18 protein-coding genes are annotated in these 22,328 nt (G+C 71.6%); 12 read left to right on the top strand and 6 right to left on the bottom strand.

Features of this window, described 5'->3' with window-relative positions:
- Positions 1-66 precede the first annotated feature (66 nt).
- From Leucomu_RS14890 to Leucomu_RS14870, 5 genes are all read left to right on the top strand, one after another.
- The gene (locus Leucomu_RS14890) at positions 67-1,170 is read left to right on the top strand and encodes a histidinol-phosphate transaminase (RefSeq protein WP_031290030.1); all 1,104 of its coding nucleotides are present in this window, start codon (positions 67-69) and stop codon (positions 1,168-1,170) included.
- A 78-nt stretch (positions 1,171-1,248) separates the two neighbouring features.
- Positions 1,249-2,436, top strand: coding sequence for a thiamine pyrophosphate-dependent enzyme (locus Leucomu_RS14885; RefSeq protein WP_128387702.1), 1,188 nt, complete (start codon positions 1,249-1,251; stop codon positions 2,434-2,436).
- A 137-nt stretch (positions 2,437-2,573) separates the two neighbouring features.
- Entirely contained in the window at positions 2,574-3,497 is a 924-nt protein-coding gene (locus Leucomu_RS14880) for an alpha-ketoacid dehydrogenase subunit beta (protein ID WP_238560342.1), read from the top strand.
- A gap of 28 nt (positions 3,498-3,525) precedes the next feature.
- Positions 3,526-4,878 carry a dihydrolipoamide acetyltransferase family protein gene (locus Leucomu_RS14875; RefSeq protein WP_017884069.1) on the top strand — a complete coding sequence of 451 codons (1,353 nt, stop codon included), beginning with the start codon at positions 3,526-3,528 and terminating at the stop codon, positions 4,876-4,878.
- A 16-nt stretch (positions 4,879-4,894) separates the two neighbouring features.
- Entirely contained in the window at positions 4,895-5,518 is a 624-nt protein-coding gene (locus Leucomu_RS14870) for a GNAT family N-acetyltransferase (RefSeq protein ID WP_017884068.1), read from the top strand.
- A 131-nt stretch (positions 5,519-5,649) separates the two neighbouring features.
- Here the strand turns inward: Leucomu_RS14870 and katG are convergent, their stop codons facing one another.
- From katG to Leucomu_RS14845, 5 genes are all read right to left on the bottom strand, one after another.
- The gene (gene katG, locus Leucomu_RS14865) at positions 5,650-7,881 is read right to left on the bottom strand and encodes a catalase/peroxidase HPI (protein WP_128387701.1); all 2,232 of its coding nucleotides are present in this window, start codon (positions 7,879-7,881) and stop codon (positions 5,650-5,652) included.
- Between the two features lie 92 nt (positions 7,882-7,973).
- On the bottom strand, positions 7,974-8,477 hold the full coding sequence (locus tag Leucomu_RS14860) for a Fur family transcriptional regulator (protein ID WP_128387700.1): 504 nt from the start codon (positions 8,475-8,477) through the stop codon (positions 7,974-7,976).
- A gap of 205 nt (positions 8,478-8,682) precedes the next feature.
- The gene (locus tag Leucomu_RS14855) at positions 8,683-9,708 is read right to left on the bottom strand and encodes a cation diffusion facilitator family transporter (protein ID WP_228407128.1); all 1,026 of its coding nucleotides are present in this window, start codon (positions 9,706-9,708) and stop codon (positions 8,683-8,685) included.
- Positions 9,709-9,724: 16 nt separating this feature from the next.
- Entirely contained in the window at positions 9,725-11,983 is a 2,259-nt protein-coding gene (locus tag Leucomu_RS14850) for a heavy metal translocating P-type ATPase (RefSeq protein ID WP_128387699.1), read from the bottom strand.
- Positions 11,984-11,986: 3 nt separating this feature from the next.
- Positions 11,987-12,208: a heavy-metal-associated domain-containing protein gene (locus Leucomu_RS14845; protein WP_128387698.1), complete on the bottom strand. Its 222-nt coding sequence runs from the start codon at positions 12,206-12,208 to the stop codon at positions 11,987-11,989.
- A gap of 171 nt (positions 12,209-12,379) precedes the next feature.
- Between Leucomu_RS14845 and Leucomu_RS14840 the strand changes: the two genes are divergently transcribed.
- On the top strand, positions 12,380-13,657 hold the full coding sequence (locus Leucomu_RS14840; protein WP_128387697.1) for a glycosyltransferase: 1,278 nt from the start codon (positions 12,380-12,382) through the stop codon (positions 13,655-13,657).
- On the opposite strand, the gene Leucomu_RS14835 is transcribed toward Leucomu_RS14840, so the two are convergent.
- Positions 13,624-14,382: a GntR family transcriptional regulator gene (locus tag Leucomu_RS14835; protein ID WP_017884061.1), complete on the bottom strand. Its 759-nt coding sequence runs from the start codon at positions 14,380-14,382 to the stop codon at positions 13,624-13,626. The genes Leucomu_RS14840 and Leucomu_RS14835 overlap by 34 nt on opposite strands.
- Positions 14,383-14,638: 256 nt before the next feature.
- Between Leucomu_RS14835 and iolC the strand changes: the two genes are divergently transcribed.
- The 6 genes from iolC (at position 14,639) to Leucomu_RS14805 (ending at position 22,315) form a co-directional block, all read left to right on the top strand.
- On the top strand, positions 14,639-15,592 hold the full coding sequence (gene iolC, locus Leucomu_RS14830) for a 5-dehydro-2-deoxygluconokinase (RefSeq protein WP_031290024.1): 954 nt from the start codon (positions 14,639-14,641) through the stop codon (positions 15,590-15,592).
- Position 15,593: 1 nt separating this feature from the next.
- Complete coding sequence (locus Leucomu_RS14825) at positions 15,594-16,478, top strand: class I fructose-bisphosphate aldolase (protein ID WP_017884059.1); 885 nt, start codon at positions 15,594-15,596, stop codon at positions 16,476-16,478.
- 138 nt (positions 16,479-16,616) lie between these two features.
- On the top strand, positions 16,617-18,128 hold the full coding sequence (locus tag Leucomu_RS14820) for a CoA-acylating methylmalonate-semialdehyde dehydrogenase (protein WP_017884058.1): 1,512 nt from the start codon (positions 16,617-16,619) through the stop codon (positions 18,126-18,128).
- A 100-nt stretch (positions 18,129-18,228) separates the two neighbouring features.
- Complete coding sequence (gene iolB, locus Leucomu_RS14815; protein ID WP_128387696.1) at positions 18,229-19,149, top strand: 5-deoxy-glucuronate isomerase; 921 nt, start codon at positions 18,229-18,231, stop codon at positions 19,147-19,149.
- A gap of 88 nt (positions 19,150-19,237) precedes the next feature.
- Entirely contained in the window at positions 19,238-21,163 is a 1,926-nt protein-coding gene (gene iolD / locus Leucomu_RS14810) for a 3D-(3,5/4)-trihydroxycyclohexane-1,2-dione acylhydrolase (decyclizing) (RefSeq protein ID WP_128387695.1), read from the top strand.
- A gap of 228 nt (positions 21,164-21,391) precedes the next feature.
- On the top strand, positions 21,392-22,315 hold the full coding sequence (locus Leucomu_RS14805) for a sugar phosphate isomerase/epimerase family protein (protein WP_017884055.1): 924 nt from the start codon (positions 21,392-21,394) through the stop codon (positions 22,313-22,315).
- The last annotated feature ends 13 nt before the right edge of the window (positions 22,316-22,328 follow it).

Genomic DNA, 22,328 nt, shown 5'->3' with positions numbered 1-22,328 from the left:
GTCCGCGGCCGAGACGACCGGCGACGCGGCGGGCAGGGCCGCAGCCGCTCACTAGACTTGCGATCCATGAGCGAAAACGCTGCGCCTCCCGTTCGCATCCGCCCCGACGTGCTCGCGATGCCCGCCTACCGGCAGGGTGCGACGCCCACGAGGCCGGGGTTCAAGCTGTCGAGCAACGAGAACCCCTTCGACCCGCTTCCCGGGGTGCTCGAGGCCGTGGCGCAGCGCGCGCTCGAGACGAACCGCTACGCGCCGGCGGCGATGCCCGAGCTGCGGGCCGCGCTCGCGGGCGAGTTCGGGGTGAGCCTCGACCACGTGCACCTCGCGGCCGGATCCGTCGCGATCCTCTACCAGCTCGTGCACGCCGCGGCGGGCCCCGGCGACGAGTACCTCTACGCCTGGCCCAGCTTCGAGGCCTACCCCTCGCTCGGCCTCGCCTCCGGCGCCACCGGCGTCGCGGTGCCGCTGACCGCGGGCGCCGAGCACGACCTCGACGCGATCGCCGCGGCGATCACCGAGCGCACGCGCGTGATCCTGCTGTGCACCCCCAACAATCCCACCGGCCCGGCGATCCGCCGATCCGACTTCGACCGCTTCATTGCGGGCGTGCCCTCCGACACCCTCGTAGTGCTCGACGAGGCCTACCGGGAGTTCGTCGACGCCCCCGACGCCGTGCGGGGCGAGGACGTGCTGCGCGACCATCCCAACCTCGTCGTGCTGCGCACCTTCTCGAAGGCCTACGGGCTCGCCGCGCTGCGCATCGGCTACGGCGTCGGCCACCCCGCGATCCTGTCGTCCGCCGCGAGCGTGGGCATCCCGCTCTCGGTCACCGGCGTCGCCGAGAGCGCGGCGCTCGCCTCGCTGACCCCCGGGGCCCGCGCCGTGCACGCCGAGCGCATCGCCGAGATCGTGCGGCGGCGCGACGCGCTCGCCGCGGGTCTGCGCGAGCTCGGGCTCGCGGTGCCCGAGGCGCAGGGCAACTTCGTGTGGGTGCCGGAGGGCCGGGATCGCGGCGGCGTCGACAGCGCGCAGGCGCTCGCCGCCGCGTTCGCCGAGGCGGGCACCCTCGTGCGCCCGTTCGCCGGCCACGGCGTGCGCGTCTCGGTGGGGGAGGCCGAGAGCCTGCCCGAGGTGCTGCGCATCGTGCGGGAGTTCGTCGTCGCGGTCTGAGACGAGGATCGCCCACCGGTCCGCCCACCCCGCGATATATCCGCGCGGTGTCGGGGGTGCTCATTACACTGGGTCAGGATGAGCGAACAGACGACTTACGGCCCGCTGCACGGTGGGGCGGATCCCGAGCCGATCCGCTTCCTCGACGAGGCGGGCGCCTACGCGCCCTCGGCGACCGCCGCCGAGTTCGCCGACGAGCTCTCGGCCGTCGGGATCGATGACTTCAAGCAGTGGTACCGCGACATGGTCTCCACGCGCGCCTTCGACACCGAGTGCGCCCACCTGCAGCGGCAGGGGCAGCTCGCGCTGTGGGTGCCCAGCGTGGGGCAGGAGGGCTGCCAGGTCGGCCTCGGCCGCGCCGCCGAAGCGCAGGATCACATCTTCCCCGCCTACCGGGAGCACGCCGTCGCGCTGATCCGCGGCGTGGGCTTCCTGCAGATCGCCGCGCAGTTCCGCGGCCTCACCCACGGCGGCTGGGACGTGACCGACCCGGCGCACGGCAACTTCCACCTCTACACGCTGGTGCTCGGCGCGCAGACCCAGCACGCCACCGGCAACGCGCTCGGTCAGCTGCTCGACGCCAAGCGTCGCGCGGGCGACACGAGCATGGACGCGGGCGAGCCGGGCACCGCGACGGGCGAGGCCACCATGGTGTTCTACGGCGACGGCACCTCCAGCCAGGGCGACGCCAACGAGGCCATGATCTTCGCCGCCAGCTACCAGACCCCCGAGGTCTTCGTGGTGCAGAACAACGGCTGGGCCATCTCGGTGCCGGTCGCGCGCCAGTCGCGCACCCCGCTCTACCGCCGCGCTCTCGGCTTCGGCCTGCGCAGCGTGCAGATCGACGGCAACGACCCGCTCGCCGCGTACGCGGTAGGGCGCCGATTCCTGCGAGAGGCGCGCACGGGGGGCGGCCCGGGATACATCGAGGCGCTCACCTACCGCGTCGGCGCGCACACCACCGCCGACGACCCCACGCGCTACCGGCCGGCCGGCGAGCTCGAGGCGTGGCAGCAGCGCGACCCGATCGCCCGCTTCGAGGCGCACCTGCGCACGCTGGGCATCGACGACGCGTTCTTCGAGGAGGCGCGCGAGGAGGCGGAGCGCGAGGCGAAGCGGGTCCGCGACGGCATACTGAGCCTGCCCGCCCCGCAGCCCGGGTCGATGTTCGACCACGTCTACTCCGAGCCCCATCCGCGCATCGACGAGCAGCGGGAGTGGTTCGAGCGCTACGAGTCGTCGTTCTCGGAAGGATCAGCAGAATGAGCGCCACGCACACCGAGACCTCCAGCCGCCCGGCTCAGCCGGATACCGAGCGCGTCGACGGGCAGACCGTCGCCACGCTGTCCGAGCGCACCACCCTCCCGCTCGCCCGCGCCATCAACGAGGGGCTGCGCGCCGCGATGGCCGCCGACGAGCGAGTGCTGCTCATGGGTGAGGACATCGGCCCGCTCGGCGGCGTCTTCCGCGTGACCGACCGGCTGCAGGCAGACTTCGGCTCGGCCCGCGTGCTCGACACCCCGCTCGCCGAGGCCGGCATCGTCGGCAGCGCGATCGGCCTCGCGATGCGCGGCTACCGCCCCGTCATCGAGATCCAGTTCGACGGCTTCATCTTCCCGGCCTTCAACCAGATCGTCACGCAGCTCGCGAAGATCCGCGCCCGCCACGACGGCCGGGTCGACATGCCGGTGGTCATCCGCGTGCCCTACGGCGGGCACATCAACTCCATCGAGCACCACGAGGAGAGCCCCGAGGCGTACTTCGCGCACACCCCTGGCCTGCGCGTCGTCGCGCCGTCGACGCCGAACGACGCCTACTGGATGATTCAGCAGGCGATCGCCTCGAACGATCCCGTGCTGTTCTTCGAGCCCAAGGCGAAGTACTGGCAGAAGGGCGAGGTCGATCCGGCGGCGCCGGCCGCGGGCCTCCACCAGACCCGGATCGCCCGCACGGGCACCGACTGTACCGTCGTCGGCCACGGCGCGATGGTGACGACGCTGCTGCAGGCCGCCGAGGTCGCGCAGTCCGAGGGCACGAGCCTCGAGGTCGTCGACCTGCGCAGCGTCTCGCCGATCGACTACGAGCCGCTGCTCGCCTCCGTGCGCAAGACCGGGCGTCTCGTGGTCGCGCAGGAGGCGGTCGGCAACGCGAGCATCGGCAGCGAGATCGCCGCGACCGTCGCCGAGCGCGCGTTCTACTCCCTGCAGGCGCCGGTGCTGCGCGTCTCCGGCTACGACGTGCCGTTCCCTGCGGCCGCCGTCGAATCGCTCTACCTGCCCGACGCCGACCGCGTGCTCGAGGCCGTCGACCGCACGATGCACTATTAGAACCTCCCACCGAATCCCAGGAGCAACCATGAGCGAGATGACGTTCCCCCTTCCCGACGTGGGCGAGGGCCTGACCGAGGCCGAGATCGTCACCTGGCACGTCTCGCCCGGCGACACGGTCGAGCTCAACCAGGTGATCTGCGAGATCGAGACCGCGAAGTCGCTCGTCGAACTGCCGTCGCCGTTCACCGGCACGGTCACCGAGCTGCTCGCCGAGATCGGTCAGACCGTTCCCGTGGGCGATCCGATCCTGCGCGTCACGACGGCGGGGTCCGAGGGCGGCGAGGCCGCAGCGGCGCCCGGGGCGGAGCCGGCGGGTGCGGAGTCGGCGGGCGCCGACGAGGAGACCCGCGCCGCGGTCGCCGACGCGGCTGCGAGCGTGGAGCACGAGGACGAGGGCGGCGCCGTGCTCGTCGGCTACGGGGCGGGCGGCGCGGTGAAGTCGCGCCGTCGTCGCGGCGGCGAACCGCTGTTGAACGGGTCGCCGCGCGCGCACGCGCCGATCCCGGTCGCCGAGGCAGCCCCGATCATCGCGAAGCCGCCGATCCGCAAGCTCGCAAAGGATCTCGGCGTCGACCTCTCGCAGGTCTCGGGCACCGGCATCGCCGGCGAGATCCTGCGCGACGACGTGGTGCGGCACGCCACCCAGGCGAGCCTCTTCCGCAACATCTCCACCCCCGAGGCGTCGGAGGCCCGCGAGGAGCGCATCCCGCTGAAGGGCATGCGCAAGCAGATCGCGAAGGCGATGGTGGCCAGCTCGACCGAGGCGCCCCACGTGGGCGTCTTCACCGACGTCGACGCGACCCGCACGATGGAGTTCGTGAAGCGCCTCAAGAACTCCACCGACTTCGCGGGCGTCAAGGTGTCACCGCTGCTCATCTTCGCGAAGGCGATGCTCTGGGCGATCCGGCGCAACCCCGAGGTGAACTCCACCTTCACCGACACCGAGATCATCCGACACAACTTCGTGAACCTCGGCATCGCCGCGGCCACGCCGCGCGGCCTCGTGGTGCCCAACATCAAGGACGCGCAAGACCTCAGCCTGCTCGACCTGGCGAAGGCGATCGAGCAGCTCACGATCACGGCGCGCGACGGCCGCACCCAGCCCGCCGAGATGCAGAACGGCACCATCACGATCACCAACATCGGCGTCTTCGGCATGGACTTCGGCACCCCGATCCTCAACCCCGGCGAGTGCGCCATCATGGCGATGGGCACCATCAAGCAGAAGCCGTGGGTGGTCGACGGCGAGGTGCGACCCCGGATGGTCACCACCGTCGGCGGATCGTTCGACCACCGCATCGTCGACGGAGACGTGATCTCGCGCTTCGTCGCCGACGTGGCGTCCGTGCTCGAAGAGCCCGCGCTGCTGCTGGACTGATCGTCGGGGCGACCAGATGACACTCGAACATCCGGGCGTGCTGCGGGGCCGGCTCGTCACGCTCGAGCCGCTCGCGCCCGAGCACCACGACGGGCTCGTCGAGGCCGTGCAGGATGGCGAGATGTGGCGGCTCTGGTACACGAGCATCCCGGCGCCCGACGGCATGGCGGCCGAGATCGACCGGCGCCTCGAGCTGCAGCGGTGCGGGTCGATGCTGCCCTTCACCGCGCGCCGCAACGACACGGGCCGCGTGATCGGCATGACCACGTTCATGAACATCGACGCCGCGACGCCCCGGGTCGAGATCGGCTCGACCTGGAACGCGGCCGGCGCGCACGGCACCGGCACGAACCCCGAGTCGAAGCTGCTGCTGCTCGCGCACGCCTTCGAGGTCTGGGACTGCCCGGCGGTCGAGTTCCGCACCGACTCCCACAACCACCAGTCGCGGGAGGCGATCGCGAGGCTCGGGGCGCGGCAGGACGGCGTCCTGCGCGCGCACCTGCGGCAGCCCGCGGGCTACCTGCGCGACACCGTGGTGTTCTCGATCACCCGCACCGAGTGGCCGGGCGTGCGGCTCGGCCTCGAGCAGCGCGTGGCGCGGCACCTGGCGCAGCCGGAGGGCGGCCCGAGGCTCGGCTGAGGGGCGCTTGCCGCACCCGCACCGTCGACGTGCGACGAGGGGATGCCTCCCCGTCGGGAGGATGCCGGGCGAACGGGTGTTCAGGCATCCTCGCGACAGGAAGGCATCCCCTCGCCGAGGCCGAGCGTCGGCTACCGCAGATCGAAGCGGTCGAGGTTCGCGACCTTGACCCAGGCGCGCACGAAGTCGTCGACGAACCGGTCGGCGGCGTCGTCGCTGGCGTACACCTCGGCGACCGCGCGCAGCTCGCTGTTCGAGCCGAACACGAGGTCGGCGCGGGTGCCGGTCCAGGTCTCCTCGCCCGTAGTCTCATCGATGGCCTGGAAGGTGCGCGACTCGGGGTCGATCGCGCGCCAGTTCGTGTTCAGATCGAGCAGGTTCACGAAGAAGTCGTTCGTGAGCACGCCCGGGCGGTCGGTGAGCACGCCGTGCTTCGAGCCGTCCCAGTTGGCGTCGAGCACGCGCAGACCGCCGACGAGCACGGTCATCTCGGGGGCCGACAGGGTGAGCAGGTTGGCGCGGTCGACGAGCAGCTGCTCGGCGGGGCGTCCGAGTGCCCGCGGGCTCTCGTAGTTGCGGAAGCCGTCGGCGGCCGGGTTGAGGTACTCGAACGACTCGACGTCGGTCTGCTGCTGCGAGGCGTCGGTGCGACCCGGGGTGAAGGGGATCGAGACCGTGCGGCCCGCGGCCTCGGCGGCCTGCTTCACGCCCACGTTGCCGGCGAGCACCGTGAGGTCGGCGATCGAGACGCGCTTGCCGGTGGCCTCGTTCTCGGCGTCGAACTGCGCCTTGACGCCGTCGAGCACCTGCAGCACCCGGGCGAGGCGCTCGGGGTTGTTGACCTCCCAGTCGCGCTGCGGCTCGAGGCGGATGCGGCCGCCGTTCGCGCCGCCGCGCTTGTCGCTGCCGCGGTAGGTGGCGGCCGCCGCCCAGCCGGTCGAGACGAGCTCGGCGACGGTCAGGCCGGATTCGGCGATGCGCTGCTCGAGGGCGGCGACGTCGGCGGCGTCGATCAGCTCGTAGTTGCGCGCCGGGATCGGATCCTGCCAGATCAGATCCTCCGACGGAACCTCGGGGCCGAGGTAGCGCGACTTCGGGCCGAGATCGCGGTGGGTGAGCTTGAACCAGGCGCGAGCGTAGGCCTCGGTGAAGGCGCGCTGGTCGTCGCGGTAGCGCATCGAGATCTCGCGGTAGATCGGATCCTCGCGCAGCGAGATGTCGGTGGTGAGCATGCGGGGCTCGCGGCGGCCGCTGAAGTCGGCCTCGGGCACCATGTCGGATCCGCCGCCGTCCTTCGGACGCCAGTGGTGGTGGCCGCCGGGGCCGTCGACCTTCTCCCACTCGTAGGCGAAGAGGATGTGGAAGAACTCGTTGTCCCAGCGCGTGGGGTGGTAGGTCCAGGTGACCTCGAGGCCCGAGCCGATGGTGTCCTTGCCGTGGCCGGTGCCGAAGCTGCTCTTCCAGCCGAGGCCCATCTGCTCCATGGGGGCGCCCTCGGGCTCGGCCGCGACGTGGTCGCCCTCGGGGGCGGCGCCGTGGGTCTTGCCGAAGGTGTGGCCGCCGGCGATGAGGGCGACGGTCTCCTCGTCGTTCATGGCCATGCGGGCGAAGGTCTCGCGGATCTGGAGCGCCGCGGCGAGGGGGTCGCCGCTCGCGCGCGGGCCCTCGGGGTTGACGTAGATGAGGCCCATCATGGTGGCGCCGAGCGGTTCGGAGAGCTTGGCCTTGCCGTCGTCGCCGAGGCGGGCCTCGTCGCCGAGCCAGCTGCCCTCGGAGCCCCAGTACACGTCGTCGTCCGGCTCCCACACGTCGGGGCGACCGCCGGCGAAGCCGAAGGTGGGCATGCCCATCTGCTCGTGCGCGACGTTGCCTGCGAGGATCATGAGGTCGCCCCACGAGAGCGACTTGCCGTACTTCTTCTTGACGGGCCACAGCAGGCGGCGCGCCTTGTCGAGGCCGACGTTGTCGGGCCAGCTGTTGAGGGGCGCGAAGCGCTGCTGGCCGGTGCCGCCGCCGCGGCCGTCGAAGACGCGGTAGGTGCCGGCCGAGTGCCAGGCCATGCGGATGAAGAGCGGGCCGTAGTTGCCGAAGTCGGCGGGCCACCAGGGCTGCGAATCGGTGAGCACCTCGGCGATGTCGGCCTTCACGGCGGGCAGGTCGAGCGTCTCGAAGGCGGCGCGGTAGTCGAAGTCGGCGCCCTGGGGGTTGGCGACGTCGGGGTTCTTGGCAAGGATCTTCAGGTTGAGGCGGTCGGGCCACCAGTCGGTGTTGGTGGTCGCGCCTGCGGCGGGCTTCGCCGTGCCCTCGGTGGGGGCGGGGCCCCTGCCGCTGTGGTCGACGGGGCACTTGAGCTCGTCAGTCAATGCCGGTTCCTTTCTTCGGGGGTGTGCTGGACGTGTTCGGGCATGGGGGAGCCGCGGAGGGGCTCGGCGTCGAGCTCGCGGCGGGGTGCGGATCAGGCGGCTGGTGCGGATCCGGCGGCCGCGGTTGCGGCCTCGGGATCGGCCTCGCGCGTCTCGGCCCGCCGTTCGCAGACGGCGCAGATGCCGCGGAAGGTGACGGTGGCCTCGATGATGCGCATGCCGTGGGTCTGCGGGGGCAGCATGCACGGCGCCGCGCCGAGGGCGCAGTCGACGTCTTCGATGCGGTGGCAGACGATGCACTGCACGTGATGGTGGTTGTCGTGCAGGCGGGTCTCGTAGAGGGCGCTGCCGGAGTCGGGCGGGTCGATGCGGCGCAGCAGGCCGTGCTGGGTGAGGTCGTTGACGATGTTGTGCACCGACTGGGGGGAGAGCGACGGCTGCTGCTCGGCGAGGGCCGTGTGGATGGCGGCGGCCGAGCTGTGCGGGTGGGCGGCGATGTGGTCGAGAGCGGAGAGGCGGCCCTCGGTGACGCGCAGCCCGCGCGCGCGGAGCAGGCTGCTCCACGGTTCGTGAGGGGCCGGGGTGTTCGCGCTCATGGCATCAGCCTACTTGTTTTGAATAACTCAAAATAAGGATCGGCGCGGTTCTGCGCCTGCGCGAGGGGAGGGCCGGGCGTGTCGCGGTTCGGAGACCGGTCTCCGCGCCCGGACGGGGACCCCTCGCGCGTTGCTCCTTCGTCGCCCCGCGCGCCGCCGAGGCGCGCGGAGCTCCACTCTCCTCGCCGACCTGAGGGGACCGCAGTCACGCATGTGCATGTGAGGAGTTCTCGCCGTGGCTCGCGGGTTCGAGCTGCAGCGTGACGTGGGAGGTGTCGAAGTGCTCGTGCAGGCAGGCCCGCAGCTCGTCGAGGATCGCGTGGTAGTCGCGCTCGCTCCAGGCCGCATCGGAGACCGTGACGTGGGCCGAGAAGGCGGGCACCCCAGAGGTGATGGTCCAGGCGTGCACGTCGTGCACCTCGGTGACGCCCGGCACGGCGAGCATGTGGTCGCGGGCCGCGTCGACGTCGATGTTCTTGGGGGAGGCCTCGAGCAGCACGTCGACGACGTCGCGCAGCAGGCTGATCGCGCGCGGGAAGATGAGCAGGGCGATGAGGATCGAGGCGATCTGGTCGACGGCGTTCCAACCGGTGAGCATGATGACGATGCCGGCGATGATGACGGCGATCGAGCCGAGCAGGTCGCCGAGCACCTCGAGGTAGGCGCCCCGCACGTTGAGGCTCTCCTTCTGGCCGGACTGCAGGATCAGCAGCGAGACCAGGTTCGCCGCGGCGCCGATCACGGCCGCCACGAGCATGGGCCCCGAGTGCACCTCGACCTCGGCACCGAAGCGCGAGATCGCCTGCACGAGGATGACGACCGCGATGACGCCCAGCACGATGCCGTTGACGAGCGCGGCGAGCACCTCGACGCGCAGGTAGCCGAAGGTGCGCTTCGAGGTGGCGGGAAGCGCCGCGATGAGGCTCGCGATGAGCGCGATCGCGACGCCGGTGGCGTCGGTGAGCATATGCCCGGCGTCGGCGAGCAGCGACAGCGAGTTCGAGACGAAGGCGCCCGCCACCTGCACCACGAAGACGCCGAGGGTGATGGAGAGCACGAGGATCAGCCGCTTGCGGTGCTTCGCGGTCGCGGTGCCGGGCGCCCCGGATCCGCCGCCGACGCCGTGGTCGTGGGAGTGCCCGTGCCCGTGGCCGTCGTCGCGGGCGTCGGGGCGCTCGGGGTGCCCGGCGCTGAACTCGGGCTCGCACTCGTCCTGCATCCGTGTCTCCATCTCTCGGTACTCGACGCTACCGCTCACGCCGAGTCGAAGCGCCCCTGAAGCCGCGCAGGCGAAGGCTGTTGCCCACGACGAAGACGCTCGAGAACGCCATCGCGGCCCCCGCGATCATCGGGTTGAGCAGGCCGAGCGCCGCGAGGGGGATCGCGGCGACGTTGTAGGCGAAGGCCCAGAACAGGTTGCCCTTGATGGTGGCGAGGGTGCGGCGCGACAGCCGGATGGCGTCGGCCGCGCTGCGCAGGTCGCCGCGTACGAGGGTGATGTCGGCGGCCTCGATGGCGGCGTCGGTTCCGGTGCCCATGGCGAGGCCGAGGTCGGCCTGCGCGAGGGCGGGGGCGTCGTTGACGCCGTCGCCGACCATCGCGACGACGCGCCCCTCGGCCTGCAGCGCCCTGACGACGTCGACCTTGTCGCCGGGCAGCACCTCGGCGTGCACGCGATCGATGCCGACCTCGGCGGCGACGCGCTCGGCGACGGCGCGGTTGTCGCCGGTGAGCAGCACGGGGGTGAGGCTCAGGCGTTCCAGGGCGCGGATCGCTTCGGCGCTCGTGGGCTTGACGCTGTCGGCGACGGCGAGCAGGCCCCGGGCCTCGCCGTCCCAGGCGGCGACGACCACGGTGCGCCCGGCGGCCTCGAGGCGGTCCTTCTCGGCGAGCAGTGCGGCGTCGGCGGTCACGGCCCAGTCCGCGAGCAGGGAGTCGCGCCCCACGATGACCGCGGTGCCCTCGACGGTCGCCGCGACCCCCCGGCCGGCGACGTTGCGGAACGACTCGGCGGCCGGCAGCCGGTCTCCGAGCTCGTCGGCCGCGGCGCGCGCGACGGCCTGCGCGATCGGGTGCTCGGAGGCCGCCTCGACGGCGCCCGCGCGGCGCAGCAGCTCGTCTCGATCCTGACCCGCTGCGGGGATCACCTCGGCGAGCTCCATCCGCCCGCTCGTGACGGTGCCCGTCTTGTCGAGCACGACGGTGTCGACGCGGCGCGTCGACTCGAGGATCTCGGGGCCCTTGATCAGGATCCCGAGCTGAGCGCCGCGACCGGTGCCGACGAGCAGGGCCGTGGGAGTCGCGAGCCCGAGCGCGCAGGGGCAGGCGATGATGAGCACGGCGACGGCCGCGGTGAACGCGCTCGCCGCCGAGGATCCGAGCGCGAACCAGGTGATGAGCGTCGCGAGGGCGATCACGAGCACGATCGGCACGAAGACGCCCGAGATGCGGTCGGCAAGGCGCTGCACCTGCGCCTTGCCCGACTGGGCGTCTTCGACCATCCTCGCCATCCGGGCGAGCTGGGTGTCGGAGCCGATGCGGTCGGCGCGCACGACGATGCGGCCGCTTGTGGAGACGGTGCCGCCCGTGACGCTGTCGCCGGTGGCGGCCTCGACGGGCACCGACTCGCCGGTGAGCATGGAGGCGTCGACCGCGGTGGCGCCCTCGACGATCACGCCGTCGGTGGCGATCTTCTCCCCGGGCCGCACGATGAACTCGTCGCCGACCTCGAGCTGCTCGACGGGCACGCGGGTCTCGACCCCGCCCCGCCGCACCGCGACGTCCTTCGCTCCGAGCTCGAGCAGCGCGCGCAGCGCGGATCCGGCCTGGCGCTTCGAGCGCTTCTCGAAGTAGCGCCCCGCCAGCAGGAACATGGTGACGCCCGCAGCGACCTCGAGGTAGATGTTGCCCGCGCCGTCGTGGGGGTGGACGGTGATCTCGAAGGCGTGCGTCATGCCCCTCTCGCCGGCGGTGCCGAGGAACAGCGCGTACAGCGACCACAGGAACGCGGCCGAGGTGCCCACCGACACGAGCGTGTCCATGGTGGCGGCGCCGTGCTTCAGGTTGACCCAGGCGGCCCGGTGGAAGGGCCAGGCCGCCCAGGCGATGACGGGGGCGGTGAGGGTGAGGGCGGCCCACTGCCAGTAGTCGAACTGCAGGGCGGGGATCATCGAGACGAGGATCACGGGCACCGACAGCCAGACCGAGCCGACGAGGCGGCGGCGCAGGGCGAGCAGTTCGGGGTCGTCGTGCTCGGTCGCGCCGTCGTCGGCGCCGGTCGCGTCGGGCGGCGGCGCGGGGAGCTCGGCGGTGTAGCCGGTCTTCTCGACCTCGGCGATGAGCAGGTGCGGGTCGAAGCCCTCCGGCGCCGCGATGCGGGCCTTCTCGGTGGCGTAGTTGACGCTGGCCTCGACGCCGTCGAGCCGGTTCAGCTTCTTCTCGATGCGGGCGGCGCACGAGGCGCAGGTCATGCCGCCGATCTCGAGCTCGTAGGTGCTGGTGCTCATGGCTCAGGCGCGGGCGGCGGTGTAGCCGGCCTCGTCGACGGCGGCGAGGATCGCGGCGTCGTCGAGCGGCTCGGCGTGCGCGACGCGCAGCAGGCCGGTGCCGGCGCTGACCTCGATGCCGGTGACGCCCGGCACCTCGGCGACCTCCTGGCGGATCGCATTCTCGCAGTGTCCGCAGCTCATGCCGGTGACTCGGTACTCGGTGGTCTGGGGTGCGGCGGTCATGGCGATCCTCTCGTTGCAGTCTCTTTCAGCATACCCCTATGGGGTATATCTCGCATCAACCCCGTTGCCCGCCCGCGTATTCCCGGCCCGCGAACCCGATCCTCGGCACCGCGGCAGGGAAGCCGAGCGAGGCGAGGCGGGCCGGCCCGGCCGAGGCGATACGCTCGATGCATGCCCTCCAGCGCCGCCCCGCTCCGTATCGGCTTCGTCATGCTGCACACGTCGCCACTCGACGTGCCGGGCACGAAGGACGCCGGCGGCATGAACGTGGTGGTGCGGGCCCAGGCCGACGCCCTCGCCCGCGCGGGGCACGAGGTCACCATCTTCACCCGCCGCAGCGATCCTGCGCCACCGGCCCGCACCGTGCTCGAGTCTGGGCTCGCGGTCGTGCAGATCGACGCCGGCCCGCCGCGGCTGCTCGCGAAGGGCGAGCACGAGGGCGTGATGGGCGAGTTCGGCGCGCTGCTCGACGCCGAGCTGCAGCGCGCGCCCGTCGACCTGCTGCACGCCGAGCACTGGTTCTCCGGCATCGCGGCACTGCCGGTCGCGCGCCGCGCCGGCGTTCCGCTCGTGCAGAGCTACCACTCGATCGCGGCGCCGCCCGAGTCGCCGCTCACCGACGGCGAGCGGCCCGAGTCGCCGGGCCGGCTGGCGGGGGAGCGGCGCCTCGCGCACGAGGTCGACCTGGTGATCGCGGTGAGCGAGGCCGAGCGGCGCACCGTGCTCGAGCGCCTCGACGGCGACGAGGATCGCGTGCGCGTCGTGCCGCTCGGCGTCGACACCGAGCTGTTCCATCCGTGCGCCACGCGCGACTGCGAAGAGGACCGCGACTGGTTCGGCAGCGGCGGACGCCCCGAGGCGATCGTTGTGGGGCGGCTGCATCCGCTCAAGGGCTTCGACCTCGTGATCGAGGCGGTGGCGGTGCTGCCGCCCGACCAGCGGCCCATGCTGCGCATTGTGGGCGCGCCGCCGCCCGACGGCGACGACTACGTGCGAGCGCTGCACGAGGCGGTCGCCCGCCACGGCATGCTCTGCACGACCGCCTTCGACGGCGCCCTGCGGCGGGGCGAGCTCGCCGACCGCATCCGCCGCGCGGCCGTGATGCTCGTGCCGTCGCACTCCGAGACGTTCGGGCTCGTCGCCCTCGAGGCGGCCGCCTCCGGCATCCCGGTGATCGCGCGCGACGCGGGCGGGCTGCGCGAGGCCGTCATCGACGGCGAGACGGGAGTGCTGGTGGCGGGCGACGATCCGCGCGTCTGGGCCGACGCACTGTCGGCGCTGCTCGCCGATCCCGACCGGCTCGCCGCGCTGGGTCGCGGCGCCCGGGCCCATGCTCTCACCCGCAACTGGGGGGCGTCGGCGGATCGCCTGCTCGAGGTCTACCGCGAGCTGCTCGCGGGGGCGCGCGGCGGCGCTCAGCGCGAGACGAGCGTCGTCTCGAAGGAGTAGAGGTCGGGGCGGTAGCAGTGGTGCCCCGCCTCGATGACCCGCCCGCCGTGGTCGAAGGCCACGCGGTCCATGGTGAGCAGCGGGCTGCCCTTCGCGAGATCGAGCAGCTCGTGCTCGTCGCCGTGCGTGCGCCTCGCGCCGATCGTCTGGTTCGCGATCTTGATGGTGATGCCGCGCGCCCGCAGGATCTCGTAGAGGCCGTGCCGCTCGAGGTCCTCGGCGGTGATGTCCGAGAACTCGGGGGCGAGCAGGTTGTCGAGGATCGCCATGGGGGTGCCGTCGGCGCAGCGCAGGCGGCGGATGCGGCTGATCTCGGTGCCGGGGGCGATGCGCAGCTGCGCCGCCACCTCCTCGTCGGCCTGCACGCGCTCGATCGAGAGCACGCGCGTCGTGGGCGTGTGGCCCACCCGCGTGAGATCCTCGTGCAGGCTCGTCAGCTCGACGGGCCGGCTCACCCGCGCCTGCACCACCTGGGTGCCGATGCCGCGGCGGCGCACGAGCAGGCCCTTGTCGACGAGCTCCTGGATCGCGCGGCGCACGGTGGGGCGCGAGAGGCCGAGGCGCTCGCCGATCGAGATCTCGTTCTCGAGGCGGGCGCCGGCGGGGATGACGCCGTCGCGGATCGCGCGCTCGAGGCGGCTCGAGATCTGGAAGTAGAGGGGCACCGGGCCGGTTCGATCGAGGTCGGTGAACAGCTCTTCCGGCCAGACGGGTTCGGTGCTCATGTGACCCTCGCTTCGCTCGGCGGGCCGCCGTGCGAGGCGCCGGCCGCAGCGCGAACGGAACAGGGGCCGCTGATCCGCGCCCGCTCTCCGTGCACTGAGCGGCGACGTCTGGGGAGCCGCGCTACTCCTATGTGATGACAACATTACCTCCATTGAGGCGATGTGGTGCCACCGGCTTCGCTTCGTGATATTGTTAGGACAAATGCAGCGGCGCACGGCGCGCTGCTCATGTCATGAACCGGAAGGCGGGGAGCGAATGTCGGAACAGCGGCGTCCTGATGACGTGTTGGTGATGGGGCGGCTCGGCGTCGACGTCTACCCGTTGCAGAAGGGTCCGCTCGAGGACGTCGAGAGCTTCGGCAAGTACCTCGGGGGCAGCGCGGCCAACGTCTCGGTCGCGGCGGCCAAGTACGGCGACACGAGCGCCCTCATCTCCCGAGTGGGCGACGACCCCTTCGGCCGCTACCTGCTGCGCGAACTCGACCGCCTCGGCGTCGACCCCCGCGAGGTGAGGGTCGATCCCGAGTTCCCCACCCCCGTCACCTTCTGCGAGATCTTCCCGCCCGACGACTTCCCGCTCTACTTCTACCGCAAGCCCAAGGCGCCCGACCTGCAGATCACGAGCTCCGACCTCGACCTCGACGCCGTGCGCGCCGCACGCATCTTCTGGTTCACGCTCACCGGGCTCAGCGAGGAGCCCAGCCGCAGCGCCCACCACACCGCCCTCGAGGCGCGCGCCGGCCACAGGCACACCGTCTTCGACCTCGACTACCGCCCCATGTTCTGGGCCGACCCCGCCGAGGCCACCGCCCAGGTCGAGCGCGCCATCGGCAACGCGACCGTCGCCGTGGGCAACAAGGAGGAGTGCGAGGTGGCCGTCGGCGAGACCGAGCCCGACCGCGCCGCCGACGCGCTGCTCGAGCGCGGCATCGAGCTCGCCATCGTGAAGCAGGGCCCGAAGGGCGTGCTCGCCAAGACCCGCGACGAGCGCGTCGAGGTGCTCCCGCACTTCGTCGACGTGGTCAACGGCCTCGGATCGGGGGACGCCTTCGGCGGAGCGCTCTGCCACGGCCTGCTGCAGGGCTGGGAGCTCGAGCGCATCCTCCGCTTCGCGAACGTCGCCGGCGCCATCGTCGCGACCCGACTGGAGTGCTCCACGGCCATGCCCGACGCCGCAGAGGTCGAGGCGATTCTTGCGAAGGGGGCCTGAGATGGCACTGGACTTCGAGCGCCTGCGCGAACTGCGCGCCGCCGACCCGGCGGGCGTCGGCCGCGCCCTCGCCGAGCGCCGCCGACGCGATGTGATCCGCGGCGACGGGCGGCTGTTCATCGTCGCCGCCGACCACCCCGCCCGAGGCGCGATCGCCGTCGGCTCCAACAAGACCGCCATGGCCAACCGCTACGACCTGCTCGAGCGCATGGCGCTCGCCGTCTCCCGGCCCGGCGTCGACGGCGTGCTCGGCACCCCCGACATCATCGACGACCTCGCCGCGCTCGGCCTGCTCGACGACAAGCTCGTGGTGGGCTCGATGAACCGCGGCGGCCTGCGGGGAGCCTCGTTCGAGATGGACGACCGCTACACCGCGTACGACGTGCCCGCCATGAAGCGGCAGGGCATCGACTTCGCCAAGACCCTCATCCGCGTCGACCTCGACGACGCGGGCACCGCCTCCACGCTCGAGGCGACGGCCCGCGCGGTCGACGCCGCAGCCGCGGCCGAACTGCCCATCATGCTCGAACCGTTCATGAGCGGCCGCGTCGACGGCAGGGTCGTCAACGACCTCTCGGCCGACGCCGTGATCCTCTCGACCGCGATCGCCTCGGGCCTCGGCAACTCGAGCGCGTACACGTGGATGAAGCTGCCCGTCGTGCCCGAGATGGAGCGCGTCATGGAGGCCACGACGATGCCCACGCTGCTGCTCGGCGGCGACAACGGCGGCGATCCCGACGAGACGTTCGCCGCCTGGGAGCACGCGCTCGGGCTCCCCGGCGTGCGCGGCCTCACGGTGGGCCGCACCCTGCTCTACCCCCACGACGACGACGTGGCCGCGGCGGTCGACACGGCCGCGCGCCTCGTGCACCGCGACCTGCCCTAGCGCCGGCGTCGGCACTCGGCGCCGGCTCACCTCGCGCGAGCCGGTCCGAGCCTCGCGCGGCCCGCGCGTTTACCGATAAGAATGTCAGTGGCCCCGCCCAGAATGGCGGGCACACACCTCCACCCCGAAGGGAACCCCATGAGCACCGATCTCCCCGTGATCCCGCACTGGATCGACGGCGCACGTCGCGAGTCGGCGAGCGGTCGCACCGCCCCCGTCTACAACCCCGCCACCGGTGAGGTGCAGGCCCATGTGGCGCTCGCCGACGAGGCCGAGATCGCCGAGGCCATCGCGTCGGCGCAGCGCGGCTTCGAGCTGTGGAGCGAGTTCTCCATGGCCAAGCGCCAGACCGTCATCTTCAAGTTCCGCGAGCTGCTCAACGAGCGCAAGCCCGAGCTCGCCGCGATCATCACCTCCGAGCACGGCAAGGTGCTCTCCGACGCCATGGGCGAGATCCTGCGCGGCCAGGAGGTCGTCGAGCTCGCCACCGGCTTCCCCCACCTCATCAAGGGCGCGTTCTCCGAGAACGCCTCCACCGGCATCGACGTCTACTCGATCAAGCAGCCCATCGGCGTCGCCGGCATCATCTCGCCCTTCAACTTCCCCGCCATGGTGCCGATGTGGTTCTTCCCCGTCGCCATCGCGGCCGGCAACGCGGTCATCGTGAAGCCGAGCGAGAAGGATCCCTCGGCGTCGCTGTGGCTCGCCGAGCTGTGGAAGGAGGCGGGTCTGCCCGACGGCGTGTTCACCGTGCTCAACGGCGACAAGCTCGCGGTCGACGGTCTGCTCACCGACCCCGCGGTGCAGTCGATCTCGTTCGTCGGCTCGACCCCCATCGCGCAGTACATCTACGAGACCGCCTCGAAGCACGGCAAGCGCGTGCAGGCCCTCGGCGGCGCGAAGAACCACATGCTGGTGCTGCCCGACGCCGACCTCGACCTCGTCGCCGACCAGGCGATCAACGCCGGCTACGGCGCCGCGGGCGAGCGCTGCATGGCGATCTCGGTCGTGCTGGCCGTCGAGCCCGTCGCCGACGAGCTGATCGAGAAGATCAAGGAGCGCATCGCGAACCTCAACATCGGCAACGGCGCATCGAGCCCCGAGCCCGACATGGGTCCGCTCATCACCGACGTGCACCGCGACAAGGTGACGGGCTACATCGACATCGCCGAGCAGGACGGCGCGACGATCGTGGTCGACGGCCGCGACTTCACGGTCGACGGTCACGAGAACGGCTTCTTCGTGGGCCCGACCCTCATCGACCACCTCCCCACCACCTCGCGCGCCTACACCGAGGAGATCTTCGGGCCCGTGCTCGAGATCGTGCGCGTGAAGACCTTCGAGGAGGGCGTCGAGCTCATCAACTCGGGCGCCTTCGGCAACGGCACCGCCATCTTCACCAACGACGGCGGAGCCGCCCGGCGCTTCCAGCACGAGATCCAGGTCGGCATGATCGGCATCAACGTGCCGATCCCCGTGCCGGTCGCCTACCACTCCTTCGGCGGCTGGAAGGCCTCGCTCTTCGGCGACTCGAAGGCGTACGGCGTGCAGGGCTTCGAGTTCTTCACCCGCGAGAAGGCGATCACCAGCCGCTGGCTCGATCCCGCCAAGCACGGCGGCATCAACCTCGGCTTCCCGCAGAACGACTGACGCACCGGCCGCGCCGGGGGCGCGGCGGTCGGAGCCCGGGGGCGGGAGCCCCCGGCCCGGCCCCGCTCGCCCGGCCGGCAGGGCTGGAGAGGAGAACGACATGACGCAGCAGGCCGAGCGCTGGTTCCACCGCCGCGGCGAACTCGCCGAGGACGGCTGGGAGAGCGTGGTCGACGAGCGCACCCCCGGGTGGGAGCACACCGGCATTCGAGTGGGCAGACTCGAGCCGGGCGCCTCGCTCGACCTCGAGGGCACCGGCGTCGAGCGCCTCATCGTGCCCCTCTCCGGCTCGTTCCGGGTGACCCACGCCGAGAACGGCGAGCAGGCGGTCACCGAGCTCGCCGGCCGGCCCTCCGTGTTCGCGGGCCCCACCGACGTGCTCTACCTCTCGGCGGCCGCCACCGGAACCGTCACCGCGACTTCGCCCGGCGAGAGCCGCTTCCTCGTCGCCACCTCGCCCACCGACATCGTGCGCCCCACCCGCTACATGCCGGTCGAAGAGGTGCCCGTCGAACTGCGCGGAGCCGGCGCCTCCAGCCGCCAGGTGCACAACTTCGGTCGCAAGGAGGCGCTCGACGCGGCCCGCTTCATCGTGGTCGAGGTCATCACCCCGGCCGAGAACTGGTCGTCGTATCCGCCCCACAAGCACGACGAGCACGTCGAAGGCCACGAGTCCGAGCTCGAGGAGATCTACTACTTCGAGGTCGCGCCCACCAAAGACGCCCCAGAGGGCGTCGACGCTGAGCACGCCTTCGGCATGTTCAGCACCTACTCGTCTCCCGCGGGGCAGATCGAGATCGACTCCCAGGTGAAGACCGGCGACGTGGCGCTCGTGCCCTACGGCTACCACGGCCCCGCGGTCGCGGCGCCGGGCTACGACATGTACTACCTCAACGTGATGGCCGGGCCCGACCCCGAGCGCACCTGGCTCATCAGCGACGACCCGGCCCACGGCTGGGTGCGCGAGACCTGGGAGGGGCAGCAGCTCGACTCGCGCCTTCCCTTCACCGCCGACCGCTGACCCTCCACCCGCTCGCGCCCCGCCGTGCGAGCGGGCCGATCCTTCGACGGGCTCAGGGCCCGACCCCTCAAGCGAAACGGAGACCACGATGACCACCCGTCGAATGACCGTCAGCCAGGCGCTCGTCGAGTTCCTGGCGAACCAGTGGACCGTCGACCGCGCCGCCGACGGCACCGAGATCCGCGAGCGCACCGTGCCCGGCATGTTCGGCATCTTCGGCCACGGCAACGTCGCCGGCGTGGGTCAGGCGCTGAAGCAGTGCAACGCCGAGAACCCCGAGCTCATGCCCTACTACCAGGCCCGCAACGAGCAGGCCATGGTGCACCAGGCTGTCGGCTACGCCCGGATGCATCGGCGCCGCGGCACCTACGCGTCGGCCGCCTCGGTGGGCCCCGGCGCCACGAACCTGCTCACCGGCGCGGCGCTCGCCACCACCAACCGGCTGCCGGCGCTGCTGCTGCCGAGCGACACCTTCGCCACCCGCGTCGCCGACCCGGTGCTGCAGCAGCTCGAGCAGCCCCACGACATCGGGCTCACCGTCAACGACGCGTTCCGCCCCGTCTCGAAGTTCTTCGACCGCGTGCAGCGCCCCGAGCAGCTGTTCTCGATCGCCCTCGCGGCGATGCGCGTGCTCACCGACCCCGCCGAGACCGGCGCGGTCACCATCGCGCTGCCCGAGGACGTGCAGGCCGAGGCCTTCGACGTGCCCGTCGAGTTCCTGCAGCCGCGCGAGTGGCGCATCCGTCGCCCGCGCCCCGAACGCGACGCGCTCGCGCTCGCCGTCGAGGCGATCCGCGCGGCGAAGCGGCCCTTCATCGTGGCCGGCGGCGGCGTGCTCTACTCCGACGCCGAGCAGCAGCTGCGCGAGTTCGTCGAGGCGACCGGTATCCCGGTCGGCTCCTCGCAGGCGGGCGGAGGCGTGCTGGACTGGGATCACCCGCAGTACCTGGGGGGCGTCGGCGCGACCGGCACGCTCGCGGCAAACCGCCTCGCGGCAGAAGCCGACCTCATCATCGGCATCGGCACCCGCTACAGCGACTTCACCACCGCCTCCCGCACGGCGTTCCAGAACCCCGACGTGCGGTTCGTGAACATCAACGTCGCATCGTTCGACGCCTACAAGCACGGCACGCAGATCCCCGTGATCGCCGACGCCCGGGAGGCGCTGCTCGATCTGCACACGGCTCTCTCCGACCTGCGCGTCGAGGCCGACTACGCCGAACGCGTGGCCTCCGAGAAGGCGCAGTGGGACGGCATCGTCGACGAGGCGTTCCGGCCCTCGGGGCTCGCGCTGCCGGGCCAGCCCGAGATCATCGGGGCCGTGCAGCAGGCCTCCGCGCCCGAGGACGTGATCGTGCAGGCGGCGGGATCGCTGCCCGGCGACCTGCACAAGCTGTGGCGCGTGCGCGACCCGCTCGGCTATCACGTCGAGTACGCGTACTCGTGCATGGGCTACGAGATCGCGGGCGGCCTGGGCGCGAAGCGCGGCCTGCTCGCCGACGGCGACGACCGCGACGTGATCGTGATGGTGGGCGACGGCTCGTACCTGATGCTCAACACCGAGCTCGTCACGGCCGTGGCCGAGGGCATCAAGATCATCGTGATCCTCATCCAGAACCACGGCTACGCCTCGATCGGCCACCTCTCCGAGACGGTCGGTTCCGAGCGCTTCGGCACCTGGTACCGCGAGTACGACGAGCGGGCACGCAATTTCCAGGGAGATCGAGTGCTGCCCGTCGATCTGGCGATGAACGCCCGCAGTTATGGCATGAACGTCATCGAGGTCGAGCCGGGCGCCGACGCGATCGACGAGCTGCGGGCCGCGATCGCGCAGGCGAAGGCGTCGGATCGCGCCACGTTCATCCACATCAACAGCGACCCGCTGATCTACGCGCCCGACGGCGCGGGCTGGTGGGACGTGCCGGTGCCGCAGGTGTCGACGCTCGAGTCGACCCAGCGGGCCCGCGCCGAGTACGTGCAGCAGGTCGCTGCGCAGAAGCCGCTGCTGGGCTGAGCCCGGACGACCCGCTGCGGGGGCCGCCCGGACGCCGCACGTCGCGCGCGTCCCGGCGGCCCCGCTGCGCGTGCGGCGGGCTTCCGGATGAGCCTTCGAACGCGTTCGCCCGAAGGTCTGGGAAAGACGATCCGAGTGCCCTACAATGGCATATTGTCATATCAAAGCCCGAGCGCAGCGGCGCGAGCGGGCCGCCCCGCGCAGAACGAGTGAGGAAGCATCACGCACATGGCAGCTATCACCGACAACCCCGGACTGCGCATCGGCACGGCGCCCGACTCCTGGGGCGTCTGGCACGCGGACGACCCCGGCCAGGTGCCCTGGCGGCGATTCCTCGACGAGGTCGTGCAGGCGGGCTACGAGTGGATCGAACTCGGCCCCTACGGCTACCTGCCCACCGACCCCCACCAGCTCGAGGACGAACTCGGCACGCGCGGCCTCAAGCTCTCGGCCGGCACCGTCTTCACGGGCTTCCACAAGGGCGACGAGCAGTGGCAGCGGGCCTGGGACCAGGCCCTCGCGGTCGCCGGCCTCGCCTCGAAGCTCGGCGCCGAGCACCTCGTCGTGATCCCCGACCTCTGGCGCAGCGACGTCACCGGCGAGAACCTCGAGCCCCGCACGCTCGACGACGAGCAGTGGACGAAGCTCGCCGCCGGCCACGACCGCCTCGGGAAGGCGCTGCTCGACGAGTTCGGCATGCGGCAGCAGTTCCACTCGCACGCCGACAGCCACATCGGCACCACGCGAGAGGTGCTGCGCTTCCTCGACGAGACCGACCCCCGCTACACGAACCTCTGCCTCGACACCGGCCACTTCGCCTACTACGGCGGCGACAACGTGCAGCTCATCGAGCAGCGCCCCGAGCGCATCGGCTACCTGCACCTCAAGCAGGTCGATCCCACGCTGCTCTTCGACGTGCTGAAGAACGACACGTCGTTCGTCGACGCCGTCGCCGACGGCATCATGATCGAGCCGCCGAACGGCATCCCCGACCTCGCACCCGTGATCGAGGCCGTCGCGAAGATCGACCCCGAGATCTTCGCGATCGTCGAGCAGGACATGTACGGCTGCGACGTCGACCGCCCCCTCCCGATCGCCCGGCGCACCCGTGAGCACATCTTCGGCTGCACCCACCTGGCGCGAATCTCCTAAGGAGCAAGAAAAG

The sequence above is a fragment of the Leucobacter muris genome, from assembly GCF_004028235.1.
Taxonomy (GTDB): domain Bacteria; phylum Actinomycetota; class Actinomycetes; order Actinomycetales; family Microbacteriaceae; genus Leucobacter; species Leucobacter muris.
The sequence above is the reverse complement of the archived record's forward strand: the minus strand, read 5'-3'. Positions and strand labels throughout refer to the sequence as shown.